Source organism: Streptomyces sp. NPDC048644 (genome assembly GCF_043199105.1).
GTDB lineage: Bacteria > Actinomycetota > Actinomycetes > Streptomycetales > Streptomycetaceae > Streptomyces.
Window position 1 is genome coordinate 266,741 of record NZ_JBICVO010000007.1, and the last position, 22,068, is coordinate 288,808.

The 22,068-nt window shown below is 72.6% G+C and carries 23 protein-coding genes and 1 riboswitch; of the genes, 12 read left to right on the forward strand and 11 right to left on the reverse strand.

Features of this window, described 5'->3' with window-relative positions; all coding sequences use genetic code 11:
* Window positions 1-72: 72 nt before the first annotated feature.
* The 6 genes from ACGFNI_RS18365 to ACGFNI_RS18390 form a co-directional block, all read right to left on the reverse strand.
* Window positions 73-864 (reverse strand): enoyl-CoA hydratase, encoded by a 792-nt coding sequence (locus ACGFNI_RS18365; RefSeq protein WP_393684936.1) that lies wholly within the window; start codon window positions 862-864, stop codon window positions 73-75.
* Window positions 861-1,787, reverse strand: a complete 927-nt coding sequence (gene mmsB / locus ACGFNI_RS18370) for a 3-hydroxyisobutyrate dehydrogenase (protein WP_393684937.1) — start codon at window positions 1,785-1,787, stop codon at window positions 861-863. Before mmsB ends, ACGFNI_RS18365 begins: the two co-directional genes overlap by 4 nt.
* Window positions 1,784-2,866 (reverse strand): enoyl-CoA hydratase/isomerase family protein, encoded by a 1,083-nt coding sequence (locus tag ACGFNI_RS18375; RefSeq protein WP_393684939.1) that lies wholly within the window; start codon window positions 2,864-2,866, stop codon window positions 1,784-1,786. The genes mmsB and ACGFNI_RS18375 overlap by 4 nt, the downstream gene beginning before the upstream one ends.
* On the reverse strand, window positions 2,863-4,017 hold the full coding sequence (locus ACGFNI_RS18380; RefSeq protein WP_393684941.1) for an acyl-CoA dehydrogenase family protein: 1,155 nt from the start codon (window positions 4,015-4,017) through the stop codon (window positions 2,863-2,865). Before ACGFNI_RS18380 ends, ACGFNI_RS18375 begins: the two co-directional genes overlap by 4 nt.
* Window positions 4,014-5,513, reverse strand: a complete 1,500-nt coding sequence (locus tag ACGFNI_RS18385; RefSeq protein ID WP_393684943.1) for a CoA-acylating methylmalonate-semialdehyde dehydrogenase — start codon at window positions 5,511-5,513, stop codon at window positions 4,014-4,016. The genes ACGFNI_RS18380 and ACGFNI_RS18385 overlap by 4 nt, the downstream gene beginning before the upstream one ends.
* Before the next feature lie 198 nt (window positions 5,514-5,711).
* Window positions 5,712-5,887, reverse strand: a riboswitch (cobalamin riboswitch).
* A gap of 82 nt (window positions 5,888-5,969) precedes the next feature.
* Window positions 5,970-7,862 carry an APC family permease gene (locus tag ACGFNI_RS18390; protein ID WP_393684945.1) on the reverse strand — a complete coding sequence of 631 codons (1,893 nt, stop codon included), beginning with the start codon at window positions 7,860-7,862 and terminating at the stop codon, window positions 5,970-5,972.
* A gap of 288 nt (window positions 7,863-8,150) precedes the next feature.
* On the opposite strand from ACGFNI_RS18390, the gene ACGFNI_RS18395 reads away from it, so the two are divergent.
* Both ACGFNI_RS18395 and ACGFNI_RS18400 read left to right on the forward strand, forming a co-directional pair.
* Entirely contained in the window at window positions 8,151-9,659 is a 1,509-nt protein-coding gene (locus tag ACGFNI_RS18395; protein WP_393684947.1) for a hypothetical protein, read from the forward strand.
* Window positions 9,660-9,772: 113 nt separating this feature from the next.
* Entirely contained in the window at window positions 9,773-10,063 is a 291-nt protein-coding gene (locus ACGFNI_RS18400; RefSeq protein ID WP_393684948.1) for a hypothetical protein, read from the forward strand.
* A 33-nt stretch (window positions 10,064-10,096) separates the two neighbouring features.
* On the opposite strand, the gene ACGFNI_RS18405 is transcribed toward ACGFNI_RS18400, so the two are convergent.
* The 3 genes from ACGFNI_RS18405 to ACGFNI_RS18415 all read right to left on the reverse strand — a co-directional run bounded on the left by ACGFNI_RS18405 (window position 10,097) and on the right by ACGFNI_RS18415 (window position 12,482).
* On the reverse strand, window positions 10,097-10,345 hold the full coding sequence (locus ACGFNI_RS18405) for a non-oxidative hydroxyarylic acid decarboxylases subunit D (RefSeq protein WP_393684950.1): 249 nt from the start codon (window positions 10,343-10,345) through the stop codon (window positions 10,097-10,099).
* 72 nt (window positions 10,346-10,417) lie between these two features.
* Window positions 10,418-11,842: a non-oxidative hydroxyarylic acid decarboxylases subunit C gene (locus ACGFNI_RS18410; RefSeq protein WP_393684951.1), complete on the reverse strand. Its 1,425-nt coding sequence runs from the start codon at window positions 11,840-11,842 to the stop codon at window positions 10,418-10,420.
* A gap of 49 nt (window positions 11,843-11,891) precedes the next feature.
* Window positions 11,892-12,482, reverse strand: coding sequence for a non-oxidative hydroxyarylic acid decarboxylases subunit B (locus ACGFNI_RS18415; protein ID WP_393684953.1), 591 nt, complete (start codon window positions 12,480-12,482; stop codon window positions 11,892-11,894).
* A gap of 169 nt (window positions 12,483-12,651) precedes the next feature.
* Here ACGFNI_RS18415 and ACGFNI_RS18420 point away from each other — a divergent pair, with 169 nt between their 5' ends.
* Window positions 12,652-13,545 (forward strand): AraC family transcriptional regulator, encoded by an 894-nt coding sequence (locus ACGFNI_RS18420; RefSeq protein ID WP_393684954.1) that lies wholly within the window; start codon window positions 12,652-12,654, stop codon window positions 13,543-13,545.
* Between the two features lie 48 nt (window positions 13,546-13,593).
* Here ACGFNI_RS18420 and paaK read toward each other — a convergent pair whose 3' ends face one another.
* Window positions 13,594-14,940: a phenylacetate--CoA ligase PaaK gene (paaK, locus tag ACGFNI_RS18425; protein WP_393684956.1), complete on the reverse strand. Its 1,347-nt coding sequence runs from the start codon at window positions 14,938-14,940 to the stop codon at window positions 13,594-13,596.
* A complete protein-coding gene (gene paaI / locus ACGFNI_RS18430) occupies window positions 14,937-15,326 on the reverse strand; it encodes a hydroxyphenylacetyl-CoA thioesterase PaaI (protein ID WP_393685237.1) in 390 nt (129 codons plus the stop codon). Before paaI ends, paaK begins: the two co-directional genes overlap by 4 nt.
* A gap of 150 nt (window positions 15,327-15,476) precedes the next feature.
* Here paaI and ACGFNI_RS18435 point away from each other — a divergent pair, with 150 nt between their 5' ends.
* The 9 genes from ACGFNI_RS18435 (at window position 15,477) to paaE (ending at window position 22,067) form a co-directional block, all read left to right on the forward strand.
* Window positions 15,477-15,755 (forward strand): hypothetical protein, encoded by a 279-nt coding sequence (locus ACGFNI_RS18435; RefSeq protein ID WP_393684957.1) that lies wholly within the window; start codon window positions 15,477-15,479, stop codon window positions 15,753-15,755.
* Window positions 15,748-16,971 carry a thiolase family protein gene (locus ACGFNI_RS18440; RefSeq protein WP_393684959.1) on the forward strand — a complete coding sequence of 408 codons (1,224 nt, stop codon included), beginning with the start codon at window positions 15,748-15,750 and terminating at the stop codon, window positions 16,969-16,971. The genes ACGFNI_RS18435 and ACGFNI_RS18440 overlap by 8 nt, the downstream gene beginning before the upstream one ends.
* The gene (locus ACGFNI_RS18445) at window positions 16,968-17,096 is read left to right on the forward strand and encodes a hypothetical protein (protein WP_393684960.1); all 129 of its coding nucleotides are present in this window, start codon (window positions 16,968-16,970) and stop codon (window positions 17,094-17,096) included. Before ACGFNI_RS18440 ends, ACGFNI_RS18445 begins: the two co-directional genes overlap by 4 nt.
* Entirely contained in the window at window positions 17,093-17,962 is an 870-nt protein-coding gene (locus tag ACGFNI_RS18450; RefSeq protein ID WP_393684962.1) for a 3-hydroxyacyl-CoA dehydrogenase family protein, read from the forward strand. Before ACGFNI_RS18445 ends, ACGFNI_RS18450 begins: the two co-directional genes overlap by 4 nt.
* A 193-nt stretch (window positions 17,963-18,155) precedes the next feature.
* The gene (gene paaA / locus ACGFNI_RS18455) at window positions 18,156-19,160 is read left to right on the forward strand and encodes a 1,2-phenylacetyl-CoA epoxidase subunit PaaA (RefSeq protein ID WP_393684964.1); all 1,005 of its coding nucleotides are present in this window, start codon (window positions 18,156-18,158) and stop codon (window positions 19,158-19,160) included.
* Window positions 19,157-19,459, forward strand: a complete 303-nt coding sequence (gene paaB / locus ACGFNI_RS18460) for a 1,2-phenylacetyl-CoA epoxidase subunit PaaB (RefSeq protein ID WP_227045969.1) — start codon at window positions 19,157-19,159, stop codon at window positions 19,457-19,459. Before paaA ends, paaB begins: the two co-directional genes overlap by 4 nt.
* 18 nt (window positions 19,460-19,477) lie before the next feature.
* Window positions 19,478-20,344, forward strand: coding sequence for a 1,2-phenylacetyl-CoA epoxidase subunit PaaC (gene paaC / locus ACGFNI_RS18465; protein WP_393684966.1), 867 nt, complete (start codon window positions 19,478-19,480; stop codon window positions 20,342-20,344).
* Window positions 20,345-20,346: 2 nt separating this feature from the next.
* The gene (paaD, locus tag ACGFNI_RS18470; RefSeq protein ID WP_393684967.1) at window positions 20,347-20,868 is read left to right on the forward strand and encodes a 1,2-phenylacetyl-CoA epoxidase subunit PaaD; all 522 of its coding nucleotides are present in this window, start codon (window positions 20,347-20,349) and stop codon (window positions 20,866-20,868) included.
* Window positions 20,868-22,067: a 1,2-phenylacetyl-CoA epoxidase subunit PaaE gene (paaE, locus tag ACGFNI_RS18475; RefSeq protein ID WP_393684969.1), complete on the forward strand. Its 1,200-nt coding sequence runs from the start codon at window positions 20,868-20,870 to the stop codon at window positions 22,065-22,067. The genes paaD and paaE overlap by 1 nt, the downstream gene beginning before the upstream one ends.
* The last annotated feature ends 1 nt before the right edge of the window (window position 22,068 follow it).

Consider the following 22,068-nt stretch of genomic DNA (forward strand, 5'->3'; position numbering starts at 1 on the left):
GCGGCCCCGGGGCGGACGGTGCGACGCCGTCGTCCCGGGGCCGGTCACGGGCGGGCACTCACCGGTGGGCGCTCACCGGTGGGTGAACTCCGGCGGGCGCTTCTCCGTGAACGCCGTCATGCCTTCCTTCTGGTCGGCGGTCGCGAACACCGCGTGGAAGAGCCTCCGTTCGAAGCGGACGCCTTCGGTCAGCGTCGTCTCGAAGGCCCGGTCGACGGCTTCCTTGGCCATCATGGCCACCGGCGCCGACATGGCGGCCACCGTCCCGGCGACCGAAAGCGCCTCGGTGAGCAGGTCGTCGGCGGGGACGATCCGGGAGACCAGGCCGGCCCGCTCCGCCTCTTCGGCGTCCATCGTCCGGCCGGTCAGGCACAGTTCCATCGCCTTGGCCTTGCCGACGGCGCGGGTCAGCCGCTGGGAGCCGCCGATGCCGGGGATCACCCCCAGCTTGATCTCGGGCTGGCCGAAGACGGCGGTGTCGGCGGCGAGCAGGATGTCGCAGAGCATCGCCAACTCGCAGCCGCCGCCCAGGGCGTAGCCGGCGACCGCGGCGACGGTCGGCGTGCGGAGCCTGCCGAGCCGGTCCCAGGCGGTGAACCAGTCGCTGAGGTACATGTCCATATAGCTCTGCGGGCGCATCTCCTTGATGTCGGCGCCCGCGGCGAACGCCTTGGGCGAGCCGGTCAGGACGAGGCAGCCGATGTCCGGATCCCGGTCGAGTGTCTCGGCCGCCTCGACCACCTCGTTCATGACCTGGAGGTTGAGCGCGTTGAGTGCCTTCGGCCGGTCGAGGGTGAGCAGCGCGGTGCGGCCCCTGCGTTCGACGCGGAGGGTCTCGTACGTGGCCGCGGTGGTGTCGGTCATGCGTCGGGTCCGTTCTCTTCGGGCTGTGCGGACGACGACCGCTGCCTGATCGTCCGGATGATGGCGGAGAAGTCGTCGGCCGCTCCCCGGCCTTCGGCGAACTCCGCGTACAACTGGGCGGCGCGCAGGCCGAGTTCGGCCTGGACGCCGCCGTCCCTGACGGCGTTGGCGGCGAGTTGGAGGTCCTTGGCCATCAGCGGGGCGGCGAATCCGGGCCGGTAGTCGTGGTTGGCGGGGCTGGCAGGGACGGGGCCTGGCACCGGGCAGTTGACGCTCAGCGCCCAGCACTGTCCTGACGCGGTGGAGGCCACGTCGAAGAGCGCCTGGTGGGACAGGCCGAGGCTCTCGCCCAGGACGAACGCCTCGCCGACCGCGATCATCGAGATGCCGAGGATCATGTTGTTGCAGATCTTCGCGGCCTGCCCGGCGCCCGCCGCGCCGCAGTGCACGGCCTTCTTCCCCATGACGGACAGCAGCGGTTCGGCCCGTGCGAACGCCTCGTCGCTGCCGCCGGCCATGAAGGTGAGGGTGCCGGCCCGCGCGCCGGCCTCTCCGCCCGAGACCGGCGCGTCCAGTGCCGTGTGGCCTGCCCCGGTCGCCGCTGCGTGGGCGGCGCGGGCGTCGGCGACGTCGATGGTGGAGCAGTCGATGAACAGCGTGCCGGGGCGGGCGGCGGCGAGCAGTCCGCCGTCCTGGTAGACGCCGAGTACGTGCCGCCCGGTGGGCAGCATCGTGAGCACCACGTCCGCCTGCGCGGCGGCCTCGGCTGCGGTCGGCGCCGCTTCGACGCCGTGTTCCACCGCGGTCGCGAGGGATGCGGGCAGCAGGTCGAACCCGAGGACGCGGTGGCCTGCCGCGGCGAGGTTGGCGGCCATCGGGCCGCCCATGTGGCCGAGCCCGATGACGGCGATGACGGTGTTCACCAGGGCACCTCCTGGGGTGCGTGCGCGGTGGTGAGGGCGAGGCCGCCGGCGTCGGGTGCCGTGAAGTACCGGTCCACGTCCGCCTCGGTGACCTCTTCGATGGTGGGCGGCGACCAGTGCGGGTCGCGGTCCTTGTCGATGACCTGGGCGCGGATGCCCTCGACCAGGTCGGCGGAGCCCAGCAGGGCGCACGCGATGCGGTACTCCTGTTCCAGGACTCGTTCCAGAGGGCCGAGCCCCGGGGCCTCGCGCAGCGCGCGCAGGGTGATCTTCAGCGAGGTGGGCGACTTGGTGCGCAGGGCGGCGGCGGCCCGTTCGGCCTCGGGCTCGCCGCTGCCGAGCAGCCGGGCGTGGATCTCCTCGACGGTGTCGGCCGCGTAGCAGTGGTCGATCCAGTGCCGCGCGCCGTCGAGCACGCCGGCCGGCGGTTCGGCGACGTACCGCGGCAGGACCTCCCGCACCGGCGCGTCGGCGAGGTCCGCACCGAGGGCGGTCAGCCGGTCCGCCGGGACGAAGTGGTCGGCGAGCCCGCACCGCAGGGCGTCCGCGGCGCCGACCGGCGTACCGGTGAGGGCGAGGTGGGTGCCCAGCCGGCCCGGTGCCAGCGCCAGCAGGTAGGTGCCGCCGACGTCGGGGACGAAGCCGATGCCGGTCTCGGGCATGGCGATCCGGGAGCGTTCGGTGACGATCCGCACGCTGCCGTGCGCGGAGATCCCGACGCCGCCGCCCATCACGATGCCGTCCATGAGGGCGACGTAGGGCTTGGGGTAGCGGGCGATGCGGGCGTTGAGGCGGTATTCGTCGCGCCAGAACCCGGCGGACGCGGTGCCGCCGGTGCGCGCGTCGTCGTGGATGGCGCGGATGTCGCCGCCCGCGCACAGGCCGCGGTCACCGGCGCCGCTGATCACGACGGTTTCGATCGCCGGGTCCTTCTCCCAAAGGGTGAGCGTGTCGTCGATGCGGCCGACCATGTCGTGGGTGAGGGAGTTGAGGGCCTTGGGGCGGTTGAGTACGAGGTATCCGGCGCGCCCTTGGGTGTGCAGCAGGACCGTGTCGTCCGGGTGGGTGCCGCGGGTCATCGGGCGGCCCCTGTCAGACCGCGGGCCACGATGAGGCGCATGATCTCGTTGGTTCCTTCCAGGATTTGGTGGACGCGGAGGTCCCGGACGATCTTCTCGATGCCGTACTCGGCCAAGTAGCCGTATCCGCCGTGCAGTTGGAGCGCGCGGTCGGCGACGGAGTAGCCGGTGTCGGTGGCGAACCGCTTGGCCATCGCGCACAGTTGGGGCGCCTGTGCGTCGCCGCGGTCCAGCGCCTGCGCGGCCTGGTGCAGCAGGGCACGGGCCGCCGACAGTTCGGTCGCCATGTCGGCGAGCCGGAACTGGAGCGCCTGCGCGTCCAGCAGCCGCGCGCCGAACGCCTCCCGGTCCGCGAGGTGGGTCAGACTGCGGTCCAGGGCGCTCTGGGCGCCGCCGAGCGAGCAGGCCGCGATGCCGAGCCGGCCGCCGTTGAGGCCGTTCATGGCGATCCGGAAGCCGTCGCCCTCCGCGCCGAGCCTGCGGCCCGCGGGCAGCCTGACACCGTCGAGGATCACCTGGCGGGTCGGCTGGGCGTTCCAGCCCATCTTCTTCTCATTGGTCCCGAACGACAGGCCGGGGTCGTCCCGTTCGACGAGGAAGGCGGAGATGCCGCGGGGTCCTTCGCCTCCGGTGCGGGCCATCACGAGGTAGAGGTGGGAGGCACCGGCACCGGAGATGAACTGTTTCACGCCGGTCAGCACATAGCCGTCGCCGTCGGGTACGGCGCGGGTGCGCAGGGCTGCGGCGTCGGAGCCCGCGCCGGGTTCGGTCAGGCAGTAGCTGGCCGGTTCGTCGAGGGAGAGGAGTCCGGGCAGCCGGCCGGCGCGCTGGGCCGCGTCGCCGTAGTGGTCGATCATCCAGGCGACCATGTTGTGGATGGAGAGATAGCCGGCGATGGAGGGGCAGCCGGTGGCCAGCGCTTCGAAGATCAGGACGCCGTCGGTGCGGGAGAGCCCGGAGCCGCCGGATTCCTCGCGGACGTAGACACCGCCGAGCCCGAGTCCTGCCGCCTTGCCGATGACGTCGAGCGGGAAGTGTTTGTCCTGGTCCCAGGCGACGGCGTGCGGGGCGAGGTGTTCCGCCGCGAAGTCCAGGGTGACCTGGTGGAGGGCGAGTTGGTCTGCGGTCAGGGAGGTCGTCACGGCGCTCATCCCATGGTCGGCAGGGTGAAGTTCGCGCTTTCCTTGACCCCTGACGGCCAGCGCGAGGTGACGGTCTTGGTGCGGGTGTAGAAGCGGATGGCGTCCGGTCCGTGCTGGTTGAGGTCGCCGAATCCGGAGCGCTTCCAGCCGCCGAAGGTGTGGTAGGCGACGGGCACCGGGATGGGGACGTTGACCCCGATCATGCCGGTCTCCACCCGGCGGGTGAAGTCCCGCGCGGTGTCGCCGTCCCTGGTGAAGATCGCGACGCCGTTGCCGTAGGGGTGCTCGGTGGGGAGCCGCAGCGCCTCCTCGTAGTCGGCGGCGCGTACGACGGACAGGACGGGGCCGAAGATCTCTTCCTGGTAGATCCGCATGGCCGGGGTGACGCGGTCGAAGAGCGAGGCGCCGGCGAAGAAGCCGTCCTCGTGTCCCGGGAGGCTGAAGTCCCGCCCGTCGACGACGAGTTCGGCTCCTTCCCGGACGCCGGACGCGACGTATTCGCGGACCCGGTCGACGGCTTCCCTGCAGACCAGCGGGCCGAAGTCGGCGTCCGGGTCGTCGGACGTGCCGATGCGCAGGGAGGCGATCCGTTCCTTGAGCCGGGCGACCAGCGCGTCGGCGGTCTCCTCCCCCACCGGTACGGCGACGGAGATCGCCATGCAGCGCTCCCCCGCAGAGCCGAATCCGGCGCCGATCAGCGCCTCGACGGCCTGGTCGAGGTCCGCGTCCGGCATCACGATCAGGTGGTTCTTGGCGCCGCCGAAGCACTGGGCGCGCTTGCCCTGCGCGGCGGCAGCGGCGTAGAGGTGCGCGGCGACGGGCGTGGATCCGACGAAGCCGAGCGCCTGGACGCGCGGATCCTTCACGAGGGTGTCCACCGCCTCCTTGCCGCCGTTGACGACGTTGAGCACACCGGGCGGCAGGCCCGCCTCCAGGAAGAGTTCGGCGAGCCGCAGCGGTACCGACGGGTCGCGTTCGGACGGCTTGAGCACGAAGGAGTTGCCGCAGGCGATTGCTGGGGCGGCCTTCCAGAGCGGAATCATCGCGGGGAAGTTGAACGGGGTGATGCCGGCGGTGACGCCGAGCGGGCGGCGCAGCGAGTGGACGTCGATGCCGCTGCCCGCGTTGTCGCTGAACTCGCCCTTGAGCAGGTGCGGGATGCCGGCCGCGAACTCGACGACCTCCAGGCCGCGTTGGATGTCGCCGTGCGCGTCGGGGACGGTCTTGCCGTGTTCGGATGACAGCAGCCGGGCGAGTGAGTCCTTCTCGGCGTCGACGAGTTGGAGGAACCGCAGCAGGACGCGGGCGCGGCGCTGCGGGTTCCATTCGCCCCACGTCTGCTGGGCCCGTGCCGCGTCGGCGATGGCCGCCTCGGTCTCGGCGCGGTCGGCCAGCGGCGTCCTCGCCTGCACGCGACCGGTGTTGGGGTCGTACACGTCGGCGTGGGCGCCCGAGGTTCCCGGGAGGTGCTTGCCGCCGATGAAGTGGGTCAGTTCACGGACCATGGATGCCTGCTCTCGTCAGGTGAGATCCGGGGATGGCGCAGAGCGGTCCGGCGGCGGGCGCGGGTGGGCGCGCCGCCGGAACGGCTGGAACGCGGGGGCGAAGAACCGTCACCGGGCGGGGAGTGCCGCCGGGTGCGCCGGATCACCAGGGTCGTGGGTACGCACCGGTGCCATGCGTGTCTGCTCCATCCTCGTGGACAACACGGAACACCCCGCGGCCGGTATCCTGACTCCCGGATCAGCGCCCGTCCTCGTGCCTTCCCGACATCTGGCTCGTCAGTGGCGTGTCCTGCGAGGACGAACTCCCCGGTCACAGTGGCGGGACCGCGCCGGATTCACACCGGCTTCCCTGCACCGCGGGCTTGTCCATGAACATATAGTTGGACGTCCTAGTAAGTCCACCCCCCTTGGTGATCTCGGCGGCCCGCACCCCTCTTTCCGGACGGCCGCCGTCCCTCAACTCCGCAGCCGCAACCGGCAGATCCCCGCGTTCGTGCCACGGCGTACGGCACGGGCGACCACCGCGCCGCGCTGGTTGTGCAGCAGCCGCTGCCACGGCCGCGCCGGTTCGGTCTCGGGGATCAGGACGGTGATCCGGGCGGTGGGGTGGGCGGCGCCCAGGTCCCTGACGTACGCGGCGATGGGGCGCCCCAGGTCCCGGCGGTCGGAGTACAGCCGCAGCAGCGGGACACCGGGGCTCCAGCGCGCCCAGTCCGCCTCCAGCGCCGCGGCCCCCGCCCGGTCGTCGGCGTCGGTGTGGGCGACCGTGACGGCGTGGACCTCTTCGCCCATCGAGACGGCGGCGGACAGCGCGTCACGGGTGAGGCGGGTCAGCGAGGAGACCGGTACGACCACCAACGAGCGCTCCCGGCACGGAGGTCCGGGGATCCGGCCCACACCGATCCGCTCGCCGATCCGGTCGTAGGCGCGGCGGATCAGCGCGAAGACCGCCACCAGGGAGGGCAGGGCGAGGACGATCAGCCAGGCGCCGTCGGGGAGTTTGGTGGCGGTGACGACGACGGCGCTGACGCCGGTGAGCAGGGCGCCGAACCCGTTCAGCAACGCCTTGCCCGCCCACCGCGGGCCGCGCACCCGCTGCCAGTGGCGGACCATGCCCGCCTGGGCGAGGGTGAAGCCGACGAACACGCCGATCGCGAAGAGCGGTACGAGGGTGCGGGTGTCGCCGCCGGACAGCACCAGCAGCCCCGCGGCGACCAGCGCCAGGGCCAGGACGCCGTGTCGGTGCACCTGCCGGTCCGCGCGCAGGCCGAAGACATGCGGCAGATAGTGGTCACGTGCGAGCAGCTTCAGCAGCACAGGCAGCCCGCCGAAGGACGTGTTCGCGGACAGCGCGAGCAGCGCGGTGGTCGCGAACTGCACGATGTAGAAGGCGGTGTGGTGACCCAGTGACGCGTCCGCGAGCTGCGCGAGTACGGTGACGCCCTCGGCCGGCTGGAGCGAGAAGCGGGAGATCAGCACCGACAGGCCGATCAGCATGACACCCAGCAGCGCCCCGAGCGCGGCCTCGGCCCGACGGGCCCGGCGGGCGGCCGGGGCGCGGAAGGACGGCACGGCGTTGGCGATGGCCTCGACCCCGGTCAGCGCCGAACAGCCGGAGGCGAACGCCTTCAGCAGGAGCAGGGCGCCGACCGACGCCGCGTCGCCGGTGAGCACCGGCGCGTGCCCCGCGGCCGACTCCATGCTCACCGGGTGGCTGCGGAACAGGCCGACGACGATCAGCACCAGGATCGAGCCGACGAAGACGACGGTGGGCAGGACGAAGGCACGCGCCGAGTCGGCGATCCCGCGCAGGTTCAGCGCGGTGATGACCGCGAGCACGGCCAGGCAGAGCCACTGGCGGTCGTCGTACAGGGCGGGAAAGGCGGAGGTCAGGGCCGCGACACCGGCGGTGACTGCCACCGCGGCGTTGAGCACGTAGTCGAGGACGAGCGAGGCGGCGGCCACCAGTCCTGCCCGGCGCCCCAGGTAGGCGGTGGCGACCGCGTAACTGCCGCCGCCGTCCGGGAACGCGGCGATGACCTGCCGGTAGGAGGCGACCAGCACCGCGAGGAGTACGACGATCGCGACGGTGACCGGCAGGGTGAAGCCGAGCCCGCGGGCGCCCGCGGCGGCCAGGACCAGGGCGATGGCCTCGGGCCCGTACGCCACCGATGCCATCGCGTCCAGCGAGAGCGCCGCCAGGCCGGTGATCGCGGTGAGCCGGTGCCGCGCGCCCGGATCGGCCACCGGCGCGGTACGGGCCGCAGCACCGGGCGACGGCAACGGCGGGGCGGGGCGTGACGGTTCGGGATCGGGTGGCGGCACGGCCTCGGTGGTCGGCACGGACATCGGGCGGAGCTCCTTCTGTGCGGGTCGGCCCAGCGTGTGCCGCCCGCGGCGCCGGAGCCCGGCCCCTTGCGGATTCTTGGCGCGAGCAGGCGCCGCCTTCACGCATCCCTGACGCGCGGCAGGCGCCTGACCTGCCCAAAGCGCCCGCGACCCGGCTGCCGTCCCCGCCCTCCCCCGGCGCGCGGCTACTCCCAATGGCAGCCGCGCGCTGGCCCGCCCCGCGCGCCTCGGGCAGCGTGGGGCTCCCTGACGACCCGATGAACGGCCGGGCCCCGGCGAGGAGCGGCCATGCACGAACGCCTGGCGCCGCGTCCGCTGCGGCCCGCGGGCCCGCCCGGAGCGCGCTCCCGTGCCGCCCGCGCCGCACCGTGGCCGGCCGCGGTCGCCGTCGTCTTCGCCCTGGTCCAACTGGCCGTGGTGGTACCGGGTTCGGAGCTGGGCTGGGACGAGACGGTCTACGTCAGCCAGGTCGGCCACCAGGCGCCCGCCGCGTTCTTCAGCGCGCCCCGGGCCCGCGGTGTCTCCTATCTGGTGGCGCCGGTCGCCGCCCTGACCACGTCGACGACGGCGCTGCGGGTCTACCTCGCCGTGCTGTCGTCGGCCGGACTGTTCGGCGCCCTGTGGGTGTGGCGGAAGGTCTTCGCCCCGCCGGTACTCGCCTGCGCCGGCGCCCTGTTCGCCGGGCTGTGGCCCACCGTGTTCTACGGCTCGGCGGCCATGCCGAACCTCTGGTGCGCCCTGGGGGCGCTGGCCGCTGCCGGCTACCTGGTGCGCGCCTGTGGCGGCCCCGGCGACCGGGCGGCGCCCGCAGGGGTGGCCGGGTCGCTGGCCGTGGTGACGCTGATGCGGCCGGCCGACGGGCTGTGGCTGGCCCTGCCCGCCGCCGTCGCCGTCCTGCTGATGCCCGCCCTGCGCCGCCGGGCCCTGGTCGTCGCGCTCCCGGCCGGGCTGCTGGTGGGCGGCGCGTCCTGGATCGTGGAGGCGTACACGCGGTACGGGGGCCCGGTCGCGCGGCTGCACCGGGCCGGTGAGATCCAGGGCGGCATCGGCTGGCAGTTCGCCGTCGACGACCAGGTGCGGGCGCTGGCCGGGCACACTCTGTGCCGGCCCTGTGACGTGCCGTGGGACGCGCCGTACACCGCCGTGTGGTGGTGCGTGCTGCCGCTGCTCGCGGCCGGTGGCGTACGGGCCGGGATCCGGGCACACCGGACGGCGGCCGTCGTGCTGCCCTGCGCGGTGGCGGCGTCCCTGGCCTTCCCCTACCTGTTCCTGATCGGCTATGCCGCGCCCCGGTTCCTGCTGCCGGTCTACGCGCTGCTGGCGCTGCCCGTCGCGGTCTGCGTCGTGCACCTGTGCACCGCCGCGGGCCGGCCGGTGCGGCGGGCGGTGTGCGGTGCGGTGCTCGCCGTCGCGCTGGCCTGGCATCTCGGCGTGCAGTTCCAGGTGCTCGGCCGCGTCGCGTCCGGCAGCCGCTCCACGGGCCTTGCCTACGCGCAGGCTGCCGCGGCGCTGCACCGGCTCGGGATCCGGGCGCCGTGCACGCTCAGCGGCGAGCGGGCCGTGCCCCTCGCGTACTACGCCGGCTGCGCTTCCCGGCAGACCGGCGGCCACGACAGGAGCAGCACACCGGCCGGTCTGGAGGCCGTCGCGCGCCGGATGCCGGTGGCCGTGATCGCGCCTGCGGGCGCCCGGCCGCCGCCCTTCGCCCGCGCCTGGCGGCCGGTGGACCTGCCGCCGCTGCCCGGTTCCGCCTGGGCCTGGCGCGCGTATCTGCCGCCGGATCCGGTCCGGCGCTGAGCGTGCGCGGCCCGGCCTCCAGGCGACGCACTGCGCCGAACGGCCGCCGGTGCCAGACTTGAGGAACCACGCCCGGCCGCCGGCCGGTGCCCCCGTCAGCGAGGGGGAGTTCCATGACCTGGGCATCCTGGACCACCGTCGGGATTCACGCGCAACCAGGCGCGGTGCGCACTGTGGAGGGCGGCGTGATCGACGGCGACCTGACCGTGCACACGACGTGGTCGGACGGGCAGGCCCACGTGGCGGCGCAGTACACGGGCGGGGCGGACTGGTTCACGATGGTGGGCAGCCCCGTGCCGTGCCCGTCGGAGGAGGCCAGCCGCACGTTCCACCAGGCCGTCGTCGAGGCGATCCGCGGCGGTGAGGACGCCGGTCCCGCACTCCGGCGGCTCTTCGGGCAGTGAGGCGGGCGCTCCGAAGGACGCCCGGCGCACGGCTCAGCCCGTGGGCTCGCGCAGCGGTGGCACGGCCGGGATTTTGATGGCGCCTTCGATGTCGGCGCGGGTCATCTTGAAGCGGTCGGGGTAGCAGTCGCGGCGGGTGCGCCTGGCGGGTTCGCCGGTGCGCCACATGTAGAGGCACTGCCGGCACTGGAGGACGTCCCAGGCGCCGGGCACGGGTGAGGTGAAGACGTTCTCGACGGCCGGGTGCGCGCAGCGCGGGCAGACCGTGGCGGGTGCGGACATGGTGCGGTTCCCTTGCGTGAGGGGGCCGGTTCCTTGCGTGAGAGGCCGGACGGGCGGTGGCCGCCGGGGAGTTCAGCGGCGGGCGGCGAGCTGCCGGAGGCGTTCGAGCCAGGCGGCGGTCTCCGGCAGGTCGTGGACCTGGTTGCCGTAGTTGCCGCGGCGGTCGGGGGCCACGGGTGTGGTGGCGTCGATGACGAGTTTGTCGACGATGCCGGGTGTCACCGCCTGCGGGGCCAGTTCCAGGACGGGCAGGTTGGGGATCTGGATGAGGTCGCCCGCGGGGTTCATCTTGGTGGACAGGGCCCACATGACCTGGGGCAGGTCGAAGGGGTCCACGTCCTCGTCGACGACGATGACGGTGGCGGCGTAACCCAGGCCGTGCGGGGTGGTCAGCACCCGCAGGCCGACGGCCTTGGCGAAGCCGCCGTAGCGCTTCTTGGTGGAGACGATGACGACGAGGCCGTGGGTGTACATCGCGTTGACCGCCTGGACCTCGGGGAAGTCCTTCTTGAGCTGCTGGTACAGCGGCACGCAGGTGCTGGCGGCTATCAGGTGGTCGACCTCGGTCCAGGGCATGCCGAGGTAGAGGTGCTCGAAGACCGGCCTGCTGCGGTGGGAGATCCTGTCGATGCGGATGACGGGCATGGTGCGTCCGCCGGAGTAGTGCCCGGTGAACTCGCCGAACGGGCCCTCGATTTCGCGCTTGCGGCCCTCGATGACGCCTTCGATGACGACCTCGCTCCCCCACGGCACGGGCAGGCCGGTCAGCGGGGCGGCGGTGACGGGCGCGGGCGCCCCGCGCAGCGCGCCGGCCAGTTCGTACTCGTTCTCGTCGTACTTCATCGGGGTGGACGCGACGATGGAGATGACCGGGTCGTTGCCGAGGGTGATCGCGACCGGCAGGTCCTGGCCCGCTCCCTCGGCCTTGTGCAGGTGCTGGGCGATGTCGTGCATGGGGACCGGCTGGAGGGCCAGCCGGCGTCTGCCCTTGACCTCGATGCGGTAGATCCCGACGTTCTGCTTGTCACTGTTGCCGGGGTCGTCGGGGTCCTTGGAGACGACGGCCGCCTTGTCGATGTAGAAGCCGCCGTCGCCGTCGTTGAGGCGGATCAGCGGCAGCACCCGGAAGATGTCGGCGTCGTCGCCTTCCATGGTGTGCTCGGCCCACGGCGGGTCGTCGCGGCGTTCCGGCGGGACGGGGAAGTCGGCCCAGCGGCGGATGAAGGCGTCGACCTGGTCCTTGGTGCCGGTCTCCTTGGGCAGGCCGAGGGCGAGGGCGTGGTTGGCCCAGGAGCCGTGCACGTTCATGGCGATCCGGGCGTCGGTGAAGCCGGTGACTCGGTCGAAGTAGAGGGCGGGGGCGCTCTCGCCCATGCGTGCGGCGGCGTTGGCCGCGGCGGCGATGTCGGGCTCGGGCATCACCTCGTCGGTGACGTGCAGCAACTGGCCCTCTTGGTCGAGGGTTTCGAGGAAGCTGCGGAGATCGTCGAAGGCCATGGGTGCTCCGTGAGTGAGGGGGCGGGTGCGGGGGTGCGCGCCGCGGGGGTCAGGCCGCCGGCCTGTTGTCGCGGGCGGCGCGCAGTCCGGCCCAGCGGACGGCGGCGGGCGCCGGGAGGTCGAACTGGTCGAGGATCCGGGCCGTGATGTGGTCGACGATGTCGTCGACGGATGCCGGGTGGTGGTAGAAGGCGGGCATCGGCGGGACCATCCGCACCCCCATCCGGGAGAGCGCCAGCATGTTCTCCAGGTGGATCTCGCTGAGCGGGGTCTCCCGCGGTACGAGGACGAGCCGGCGGCGTTCCTTGAGGGTCACGTCGGCCGCGCGGGCGACCAGACCGTCGGCGTAGCCGCCCCTGATGCCGGCCAGCGTCTTCATGGAGCAGGGCGCGATGACCATCCCGTCGGTCCGGAACGAGCCGGAGGAGAGGGTGGCACCCTGGTCGTCCGGCGGGTGGACCTCGTCCGCCAGCTCTGCCACCTCGCGCGCCGACAGGCCGGTCTCCAGCTCGATGGTGGTGCGGGCCCAGCGGGAGAGAACGAGGTGCGTCTCGACGCCGGGAAGCTCTCGCAGGTTCTCCAGCAGGCGGATGCCGAACACCGCACCCGTCGCACCAGTCATGCCCACGATCAGTCGCACAGCGGTCAGCTCCTCCGGAGGAAAAGGGACAGGGAGCGCCGCGCCTTTCGGTCAGCGCGGCTCCACGGCAGCGTCCAACCGGCCGGGGCCTTACGGCCCTTGACCGGTGCTGCCGCCCTCCACGCTAGGTTCGGTTCCACCCCGCGAAGCCGTACGCTGAAGACACACCATGGACAGAAACGGACAACACACGGACGTCACGGAACTCCCCTACCGGTCCGCCGCGGGAGCCCCGCCGGGGGCCGAGGTGCTCGACTTCCCCGGGCTGCTCGCCCGCGCGCAGGGGCACGGCATCGATCCGTACGCGCCCAAGCGGCCGGGCTTCCACGAATTGATCACCGTGCGGTCCGGCACGGTGCGCTGTGCCGTGGACTTCACCGAGCACGAGCTGACCGAGGGCGACTGGCTGTGGGTGCGCCCCGGCCAGATCCACCAGTACCGTTCCGGCCTCTCCGACGCCGATGGCACCGTCGTGCTCTTCCTGCCAGGATTTCTCAACTCCGCCACCGTGGAAGCCGCCCGGGTCGACCAGCACCCCTGGCAGCGCCCGGTGACGCCCACCGGAGCCGACGGGCAGGCCGTGCGGAGCGTCCTCGCACTGCTGGAGAGCGAATACCGGCGGCTTGCCGCGCTGCCGCTCGAAGTGCACATCGAGGTCGTCAGGCACCTGCTCGCCGTACTGGTGCTGCGGCTGGCCCAGCTGCACGGCGGCGGGGCCGACGACACGGCGGGCAGCGCGGCGTTCCGCGGCTTCCAGCAGGCGGTGGAGCGCGGATTCCCCCGCACCCACCGCGTGGAGGACTACGCCGCGGAGCTCGGCTACAGCGTCCGCACCCTGACCCGCGCGACCCGGACCGCCGCCGGCTGCGGCGCCAAGCAGCTCATCGACGCCCGCATCCTGCTGGAGGCCAAGCGCCTGCTGGTGCACACCGATCTGCCCGCCAGCGCCATCGGCGAGCGGCTCGGGTTCCCCGGCGCCACGGTCTTCACCAAGTTCTTCCGCCGCCTGTCCGGTGAGACCCCCGCGGCCTTCCGCGCCCGCGCCTGGGGCACCCGGCCGTGACGGCGGCGGAAGTCCACGTCATACGGGGCCGCCGCCCGGCCGTGCCGTTCACCGGTCCCTGAGGTCCTTGATGCGGCGTATCTTGCCGACCGAGCGCTCCAGCGTTTCGGGGTCGACGACCACCACCTCGACCGTGACCCCCACGCCGTCCTTGACGCTCTTGCAGATCGCCCCGGCCGCCTCGGCGCGCCGGTCGGCCCCGGTGCCGGGACGGGCCTCCACGAGGAGGGTCATGTGGTCCATGCGGCCACGCCGGCTCAGCTGCACCTGGAAGTGCGGGGCGACGTCCGGGGTGCGGAGCACGATCTCCTCGATCTGGCTGGGGAAGACGTTCACCCCGCGCAGGATGATCATGTCGTCGCAGCGGCCGGTGATCTTCTCCATCCGGCGGAAGGCGGGGCGGACCGTGCCGGGCAGCAGCCGGGTCAGGTCGTGCGTGCGGTAGCGGACGACCGGCAGCGCCTCTTTGGTGAGGGAGGTGAAGACCAGCTCGCCGCTCTCGCCACCGGGCAGCACCTGGTCCGCGAGCGGGTGGACGATCTCCGGGTAGAAGTGGTCCTCCCAGATGTGCAGCCCGTCCTTGGTGTCCACGCATTCCTGCGCCACTCCGGGGCCGCAGACCTCGGAGAGGCCGTAGATGTCCACGGCGTGGATGTCCATCCGCTCCTCGATCTCGCGGCGCATGCTCTCGGTCCAGGGTTCGGCGCCGAAGACGCCGATCTTGAGGGAGCTGTCGCGCGGATCGATGCCCTGGCGCTCGAACTCGTCGAGGAGGGTGAGCATGTAGGACGGCGTGACCATGATGACCTCGGGCCGGAAGTCCCGGATGATCTGCACCTGCCGGGCGGTCATCCCGCCGGACGCGGGGATCACCGTGCAGCCGGCCCGCTCCGCGCCGTAGTGGGCGCCGAGGCCGCCGGTGAACAGGCCGTAACCGTAGGAGATGTGCACCTTGTCGCCGGGGCGGCAGCCGGCGGCGCGGAGGGAACGGGCTATGACATCGGCCCACATCGACAGGTCGTTGTCGGTGTAGCCCACGACGGTGGGCGCCCCGGTGGTGCCACTGGAGGCGTGGATGCGGCGGACGTCGGACATGGGGACCGCGAACATCCCGAAGGGGTAGGTGTCGCGCAGATCGGCCTTGGTGGTGAACGGGAAACGGGCCAGATCCTCCAGGGTGCGGCAGTCGTCGGGCCGCACTCCGGCGCGGTCGAACTTCTTGCGGTACAGCTCGACGTTGTCGTACGCGTGCCGCAGCGTCCAGCGGAGCTGCCTGAGCTGGTGGTCGCGCAGCTCGGGCGCGGACATCCGTTCCCCGTCGTCCAGCAATGCGTCCGGGAGCGGCTCCCCCCGACGGGATCCCCCGGCCGCCGGGGCCGTCAGTTCGCTGCTCATCGCGACTCCTTCGTCTTCGTGCTCGGGATACTGCGGCTGCGGCCACGGAACTCCGCGATCAGTTCGTCCCCACGCCTGATGCTCACGTCGTAGATCCCGCTGCGGCCGTACCGGGTGCGCTCCACCGCGGTCGCCCGGAGTTCGTCTCCTTCGTGCGCGGGGGCGACGAAGTCGATGTCGGCGGCAGCGGCGACGGTCACCGGGCCGTGGCTGTTGCAGGCGCAGGCGAACGCGGTGTCGGCGAACAGGAACAGGTAACCGCCGTGGGCCGTCCCGTGCCCGTTGACCATGGCGGGGGTGACGGTCATCCGGAGCACGGCAGTCCCCTCGCCGTGCTCCACCAGCGCGATGCCGAGTGCCCGGGACGCCTGGTCGTCCCCGAACATCCGCTCCACCGGGCCTGCCGTTGCTTCCGTGTCTCGCCACACGTTGTCCACCGCCTCATCCACCGCCTTGTGCACCGACCGAACATTCGGTTAGCGTGCGGCTCAGTCAAGTAATCAAGCTTCACCACTGCCTGTCAAGAGGTGGGACAGATGCCCCGGAAAGCCCCCGAGTGCCCGGACTTCTCCGTCCGCCGCCGCGCGCTCCCGGAAGCGGTCCTCGCCACCGTGTCCTTCCCTCGCGGCGTTGCGCGAGGCATCATCCATCAGCCCCGCACGGGCAGCCTGCACCACGAAGACACCCCGGCCGACGCCGAGTTGACACCCCTGGAGGCCGCCGCGCGCCCGGCGCGGCACTTCACCGGCGACGGCCTCGTCAACCGGCCCGCAGCCTTCAGCAACTCCCACGACAAGGAGGGCAGCAATGCCTGACGAGGTCTACCTCATCGACGGGGCCCGCACCCCACAGGGCCGCTTCGGGGGCACCCTGGCCTCCGTACGCCCCGACGACCTGGCGGCCCTGGTCGTGGGCGAGGCCGTCCGGCGCTCGGGGATACCCGCCGACGCGGTGGACGAGGTGATCATCGGCGCCGCGAACCAGGCGGGCGAGGACAACCGCGATGTGGCCCGGATGGCCGTACTCCTGGCCGGGCTGCCGCACACGGTGCCCGGCTACACCGTCAACCGGCTGTGCGCGTCGGGACTGACCGCAGTGGCGTCGGCGGCCCAGGCGGTGCGGTCCGGCGAGGCCGAACTGGTCGTCGCGGGCGGCGTGGAGTCGATGACCCGCGCCCCGTGGGTCATCGAGAAGCCGGGCACCCCGTGGGCGAAGCCGGGCGAGGTGCAGGACACCTCGCTGGGCTGGCGCTTCACCAATCCCCGCTTCGCCGCCGCCGACCGGGCGGTCCCCGCAGGCAGCGGCCCCGAGACGGTGAAGGTGACGCTGTCGATGGGCGAGACGGCCGAGGAGGTCGCCGCGCTCGACGGCATCGGCCGCGCCGCGTCCGACGCCTTCGCGCTGCGCAGCCACCGTCGCGCCGTCGCCGCCCAGGAGGCGGGCCGTTTCGACCGCGAGATCGTGCCGGTCCCGGTGAAGGGCGGCGTGGTGGACCGCGACGAGGGCCCGCGGCCCGCGACGACGCTGGAGAAGCTCGGCGGACTGCGCACGATCTTCCGCAAGGACGGCATCGTCACGGCAGGTTCCGCTTCGCCGCTGTCCGACGGCGCCGCCGCCCTGGTCGTGGCGAGCGCGGCGGCGGTGGAGCGGCACGGCCTCACCCCGCGGGCCCGGATCGTCACCTCCGCGTCGGCGGGGGTGCAGCCCCATCTCATGGGTCTTGGCCCGGTGCCCGCCACCGAGAAGGCGCTGGCCCGCGCCGGCTGGCAAACCGGCGAGCTGGACGCGGTCGAGCTGAACGAGGCGTTCGCCGCGCAGGCCCTGGCGGTGATCGGCCGCCTCCGGCTCGACGACGCGATCGTCAACGCCGACGGCGGCGCCATCGCACTCGGCCACCCGCTGGGCTGTTCCGGCGCCCGGATCCTGCTCACGCTGCTCGGGCGGCTGGAGCGCGAGGACGCGCGCCGCGGCCTGGCCACCTTGTGCGTCGGCGTGGGCCAGGGCGCGGCCATGCTGGTGGAGCGGATATGACCGAGGGTGACCGACTCACCGGTGCCCACCCGGCGGCCGAAGACCTGGACCGGGCCGTGCTGTTCGAAGGCCAGGACAAGAAGGACCGGATGACCGCCTTCCTGGAGAAGAGGAACCGAGCATGACCACCACCGCATCCCCCTCCGCGCCCGCCGTCGTCGGCGTGATCGGGGGTGGCCGTATGGGCGCCGGCATCGCGCAGTCGTTCGCGGCGGCCGGATCGTCCGTGACCGTCGTGGAGAGCGGCGGCGAGGCCGCGGCGGCGGCTCTGGAACGGGTGGCCGGCGGGCTGCGCCGGGCCGCCGAACGCGGCAAACTCACCGGGCCCGTCGAGGAGATCCTGAACCGCGTCACCACCACGGACTCGGTCGGCGGGCTGCCGGCCGGCGCCGACCTCGTCGTCGAGGCCGTGCCGGAGGACGCCGCGCTCAAGGCGGGTGTGCTCGCCGCGGCCGAGAAGGCGGTGGGCGATTCGACGGTGCTGGCCACCAACACCAGCTCCCTGTCGGTCACCGAACTGGCCGCCGCCCTGAGCCGCCCCGGCCGCTTCCTGGGCATGCACTTCTTCAACCCCGTACCGGCCTCCGCCCTCGTCGAGATCGTCATCGCGCCGGGCACCGACGCCGGGGCCGTGGAGGCCGCGCTGGGCTGGACGCGGGCGCTCGGCAAGAAGGACGTCGTCGTCAAGGACTCCCCCGGCTTCGCCAGCAGCCGCCTCGGCCTGGCGCTCGGCCTGGAGGCGATCCGGATGGTCGAGGACGGCGTGGCATCGGCGGAGGCCATCGACGACGCCATGAGCCTGGGGTACAAGCACCCGATGGGGCCGCTGCGCCTGACGGACCTGGTCGGCCTCGACGTCCGGCTGGCCATCGCGGAGTATCTGCACGCCACGCTCGGTGAGCGCTTCGCGCCGCCGCAGCTGCTGCGGGACAAGGTCGCCCGCGGTGAGCTGGGACGGAAGTCGGGCCAGGGCTTCTACGCGTGGGAGTGAGCGCGGCGGCCGTCTCCGCCGCCCGCCGGGCGGGCAGCGGGAACGCGTGACGCGGCGCCGGCCTGCCTCTTTGCCGGGTGCGTCCGGGCAAGCCACGGCGTTCTGCCGGCAATCCCCGAAAGGGACTTGCCCGATCACTGGAAACTCGTCAGAATATGAACCGAACGAATGGTCGGTAGGGAAGCTGGTATCGATGACCACGACACACTCCGCCTCGTCGGCCACCGACGGCGCCGAGCAGCAGCTCCAAGAGCAATTCGACGCCTCGATCGCCAAGGACCAGCGGATCGAACCGCGGGACTGGATGCCGGACGGCTACCGCAAGACGCTGATCCGGCAGATCGCGCAGCACGCGCACTCCGAGATCATCGGCATGCAGCCCGAGGGCGAGTGGATCACCCGTGCGCCCTCGCTGCGCCGCAAGGCCATCCTCTTCGCGAAGGTCCAGGACGAGGCGGGCCACGGCCTGTACCTGTACTCCGCGGCCGAGACGCTGGGCGCCGACCGCGCGGATCTGACCGAGCGGCTGATCGAGGGCCGCCAGAAGTACTCGTCGATCTTCAACTACCCGACGCCGACCTTCGCCGACGTCGGCGTGATCGGCTGGTTCGTGGACGGCGCCGCGATCTGCAACCAGGTCCCGCTGTGCCGCAGTTCGTACGGCCCCTATGCCCGCTCCATGGTGCGGATCTGCAAGGAGGAGTCGTTCCACCAGCGGCAGGGTTACGAACTGCTGCTGACGATGATGCGCGGCACCGAATCCCAGCGCGCGATGGTCCAGGACGCGGTGGACCGCTGGTGGTGGCCTTCGCTGATGATGTTCGGCCCGCCCGACGGCGACTCCCCCAACTCCGCCGCGTCGATGGCCTGGAAGATCAAGCGGCACACCAACGACGAGCTGCGTCAGCGCTTCGTCGACATGACCGTCCCGCAGGCCGCCAAGCTCGGCGTGACCCTGCCCGACCCCGAACTGCGCTGGAACGCCGAGCGCGGACGGCACGACTTCGGCACCCCCGACTGGTCCGAACTCCAGCGTGTGATCAAGGGAGACGGGCCGTGCAACGCCGAACGCATCACGCGGCGCCGGACCGCACACGAGGAAGGCGCCTGGGTACGCGAGGCGGCCACCGCCCACGCGGCCAAGACGGCGGCCCGCACCCCGGACGCCCCGCAGACCCAGGAAGGAACGGCGGCATGAGCAACACCGACGACTCCAAGGCCGGCTGGCCGCTGTACGAGGTGTTCGTCCGCGGCAAGCGCGGCCTGAACCACGTCCACGTCGGCTCGCTGCACGCCGCCGACGACCGGATGGCGCTCACGCACGCCCGCGACCTCTACACCCGGCGCAATGAAGGCGTCAGCATCTGGGTGGTGCCGTCCGTGCACATAGCGGCCTCCACCCGCGACGAGAAGGATCCCTTCTTCGCGCCCAGCGCCGACAAGGTCTACCGGCACCCGACCTTCTACGACATACCCGAAGACGTCCCCCACATCTAGGAACAGGAGGAGCAGGACATGACTGACGTCACCGACGACCACGTCTACCTGTCCCTGGCCGAGGGACACGACGACAGCGACGCCCGCTGGGCGTTCGGCACCGGCTTCGAGGATCCGCTGCACGGCGTCGACACCTCCGTTCCCGCCGGGACCGACGCCGCCGAACTGGCCGCCGCCTGCACCGCACTTGGGGACGATGCCCTGGTCGGCGCGCAGCGGCTGGCCGAGTGGTGCACCCGCGCCCCCGAGCTGGAGGAAGAGGTCGCGCTCGCCAACATCGGCCTCGATCTGCTCGGCCAGGCACGGCTGTTGTACGCACGGGCGGGCCAGGTCGACGGCTCCGGCCGGAGCGAGGACGCCTTCGCCTACTTCCGGGACGCGACCGCCTTCCGCAACGTCCGGCTCGCGGAGCTGCCCAACGGCGACTTCGCCTTCTCCACCGTCCGGCTGCTCGTCCTGTCCTGCTGGCGGCTGGCGCTCCTCACCCGCCTCGCCCGCTCCACGGCGGATCCGGTGGTCGCCGCCATCGCGGCCAAGGGCGTCAAGGAGCTGACGTACCACCGCCAGTACGCCGCCGACTGGGCGGTGCGGCTGGGCGACGGCACCGAGGAGTCGCACCGCAGGATGCGCGCGGCGCTCGACGCGGTCTTCCCGTATGTGGGGGAACTCTTCGCTTCCCACCCGGTGTTGGGGACCGACCCGGCGGACCTGCGAGGCGAGGTGACCGGTGTCCTGCGGCAGGTGCTCGACGCCGCGGGCCTCGCCCTGCCCGCCGTCGAATCGCTTCCCGGAAGCGGCCGGGCGGGCGACCACACCGCGCACCTGGCGCCACTGCTCGCCGAACTCCAGAGCGTGGCCCGCGCCCACCCCGAAGGAGCGTGGTGACGATGCCCAGCGTCGCGCCGCTCACCGACGCGCGCCGGGCCCGGCACCTCGCCGAGCAGGTGCCCGACCCGGAGCTGCCGATGCTCACGCTGGCCGACCTCGGCGTCCTGCGCGACGTCGAGGTGGCCGCGGACGGCACCGTCACCGCCTGCCTGACGCCGACCTACTCGGGCTGCCCCGCGATGGCCGAGATGCGCGCCGACGTCGCCTCCCGGCTGCGCGGCGCAGGGTTCGCGCGGGTGGAGATCCGTACGGTCCTGGATCCGCCGTGGAGCAGCGACTGGATCACCCCCGCCGGCCGCCGCAAGCTCGCCGAGCACGGCATCGCGCCGCCCGGAGCCGCTCCGCGGCACACCTCAGGCCCTGTGCCCCTGGAGCTGTCCGCCGTACGGCGCGCCGTGCCCTGCCCGCGCTGCGGATCCTCGGACACCCAGGAGACCTCGCGGTTCGCCGCCACCTCCTGCAAGGCCCTGTGGCGCTGCCGCAGTTGCCTGGAGCCTTTCGAGTACGTCAAGGAGATCTGATGGCCCCGACCTCGCCCGACCTCGCCGAGCAGCCGGCGCCCGGCGTCAGCGGCACGGCCCCCGCCACGCAGGCCCCTGCCCCGGCCGACGCACCCGCCGCGGCGGCCAGTCAGGCCCCCGTGCCCGCGCGGGCCCGTCGCCGCCCGGCGTTCCACACCCTGCGGGTCGCCGCGGTCCAGCCGCTGTGCGAGGACGCCGCGGCGATCAGCTTCGACGTGCCCGATGAGCTGGCCGACGAGTTCGCGTTCCGGCCCGGCCAGTCGCTCACCCTGCGCCGCGAGATCGAGGGTCGCGACGAGCGCCGGTCGTACTCCATCTGCTCCCCGGTGGGCACCCGCCTGCGGATCGGGGTCCGTGTCGTGCCCGGCGGGCTGTTCTCGTCCTGGCTGGTGCGCGAGGTACGGCCCGGGGACGCCGTCGAGGTGATGGCCCCGACGGGGATCTTCACCCCGGATCTGTCCCGTCCTGGGCACCACGTCCTGATCGCCGCGGGCTCGGGCATCACCCCGATGGTCTCCATCGCCGAGTCGGTGCTGGCCGCCGACTCCCGCTCCCAGGTCACCCTGTTCTACGGCAACCGCCGCACGGACACGGTGATGTTCGCCGACGAGCTGGCCGACCTCAAGGACCTCCACCACTCCCGCTTCCAGCTCGGCCACGTCCTCTCCCGCGAACCCCGCGAGGCCGACCTGCTGTCCGGCCGGCTGGATGCCGAACGGCTGGCCGCACTCGTCGACGGCCTCGTCGACGTGCCGTCCGCCGACCACTGGTGGCTGTGCGGCCCGCACGGCATGGTGCGCGACGCCCAGCAGGTCCTGGCCGGTCTCGGCGTCCCCGACGAGCGGGTCCATCAGGAACTCTTCTTCGCCGACGACGAGCCGATCCACACCGTTCGCCACGAGGACGCGGTGGCCGAAGGCCCGGTCAGCCAGGTCACCATCACCCTCGACGGCCGGTCCACCACCTCCGCGCTCCCCCGCGAGGCCACCCTCCTCGACGGCGCCTCCCGCATACGCCCGGACATGCCCTTCGCCTGCAAGGGCGGGGTCTGCGGCACCTGCCGTGCCCAGGTCACCGACGGCAAGGCCGACATGCGCCGCAATTACGCCCTCGAAACCGCCGAGGTGGACGCCGGCTACGTCCTGACCTGCCAGACGTTCCCGGTCTCCGACGAGCTCACCGTCGACTTCGACAGCTGAC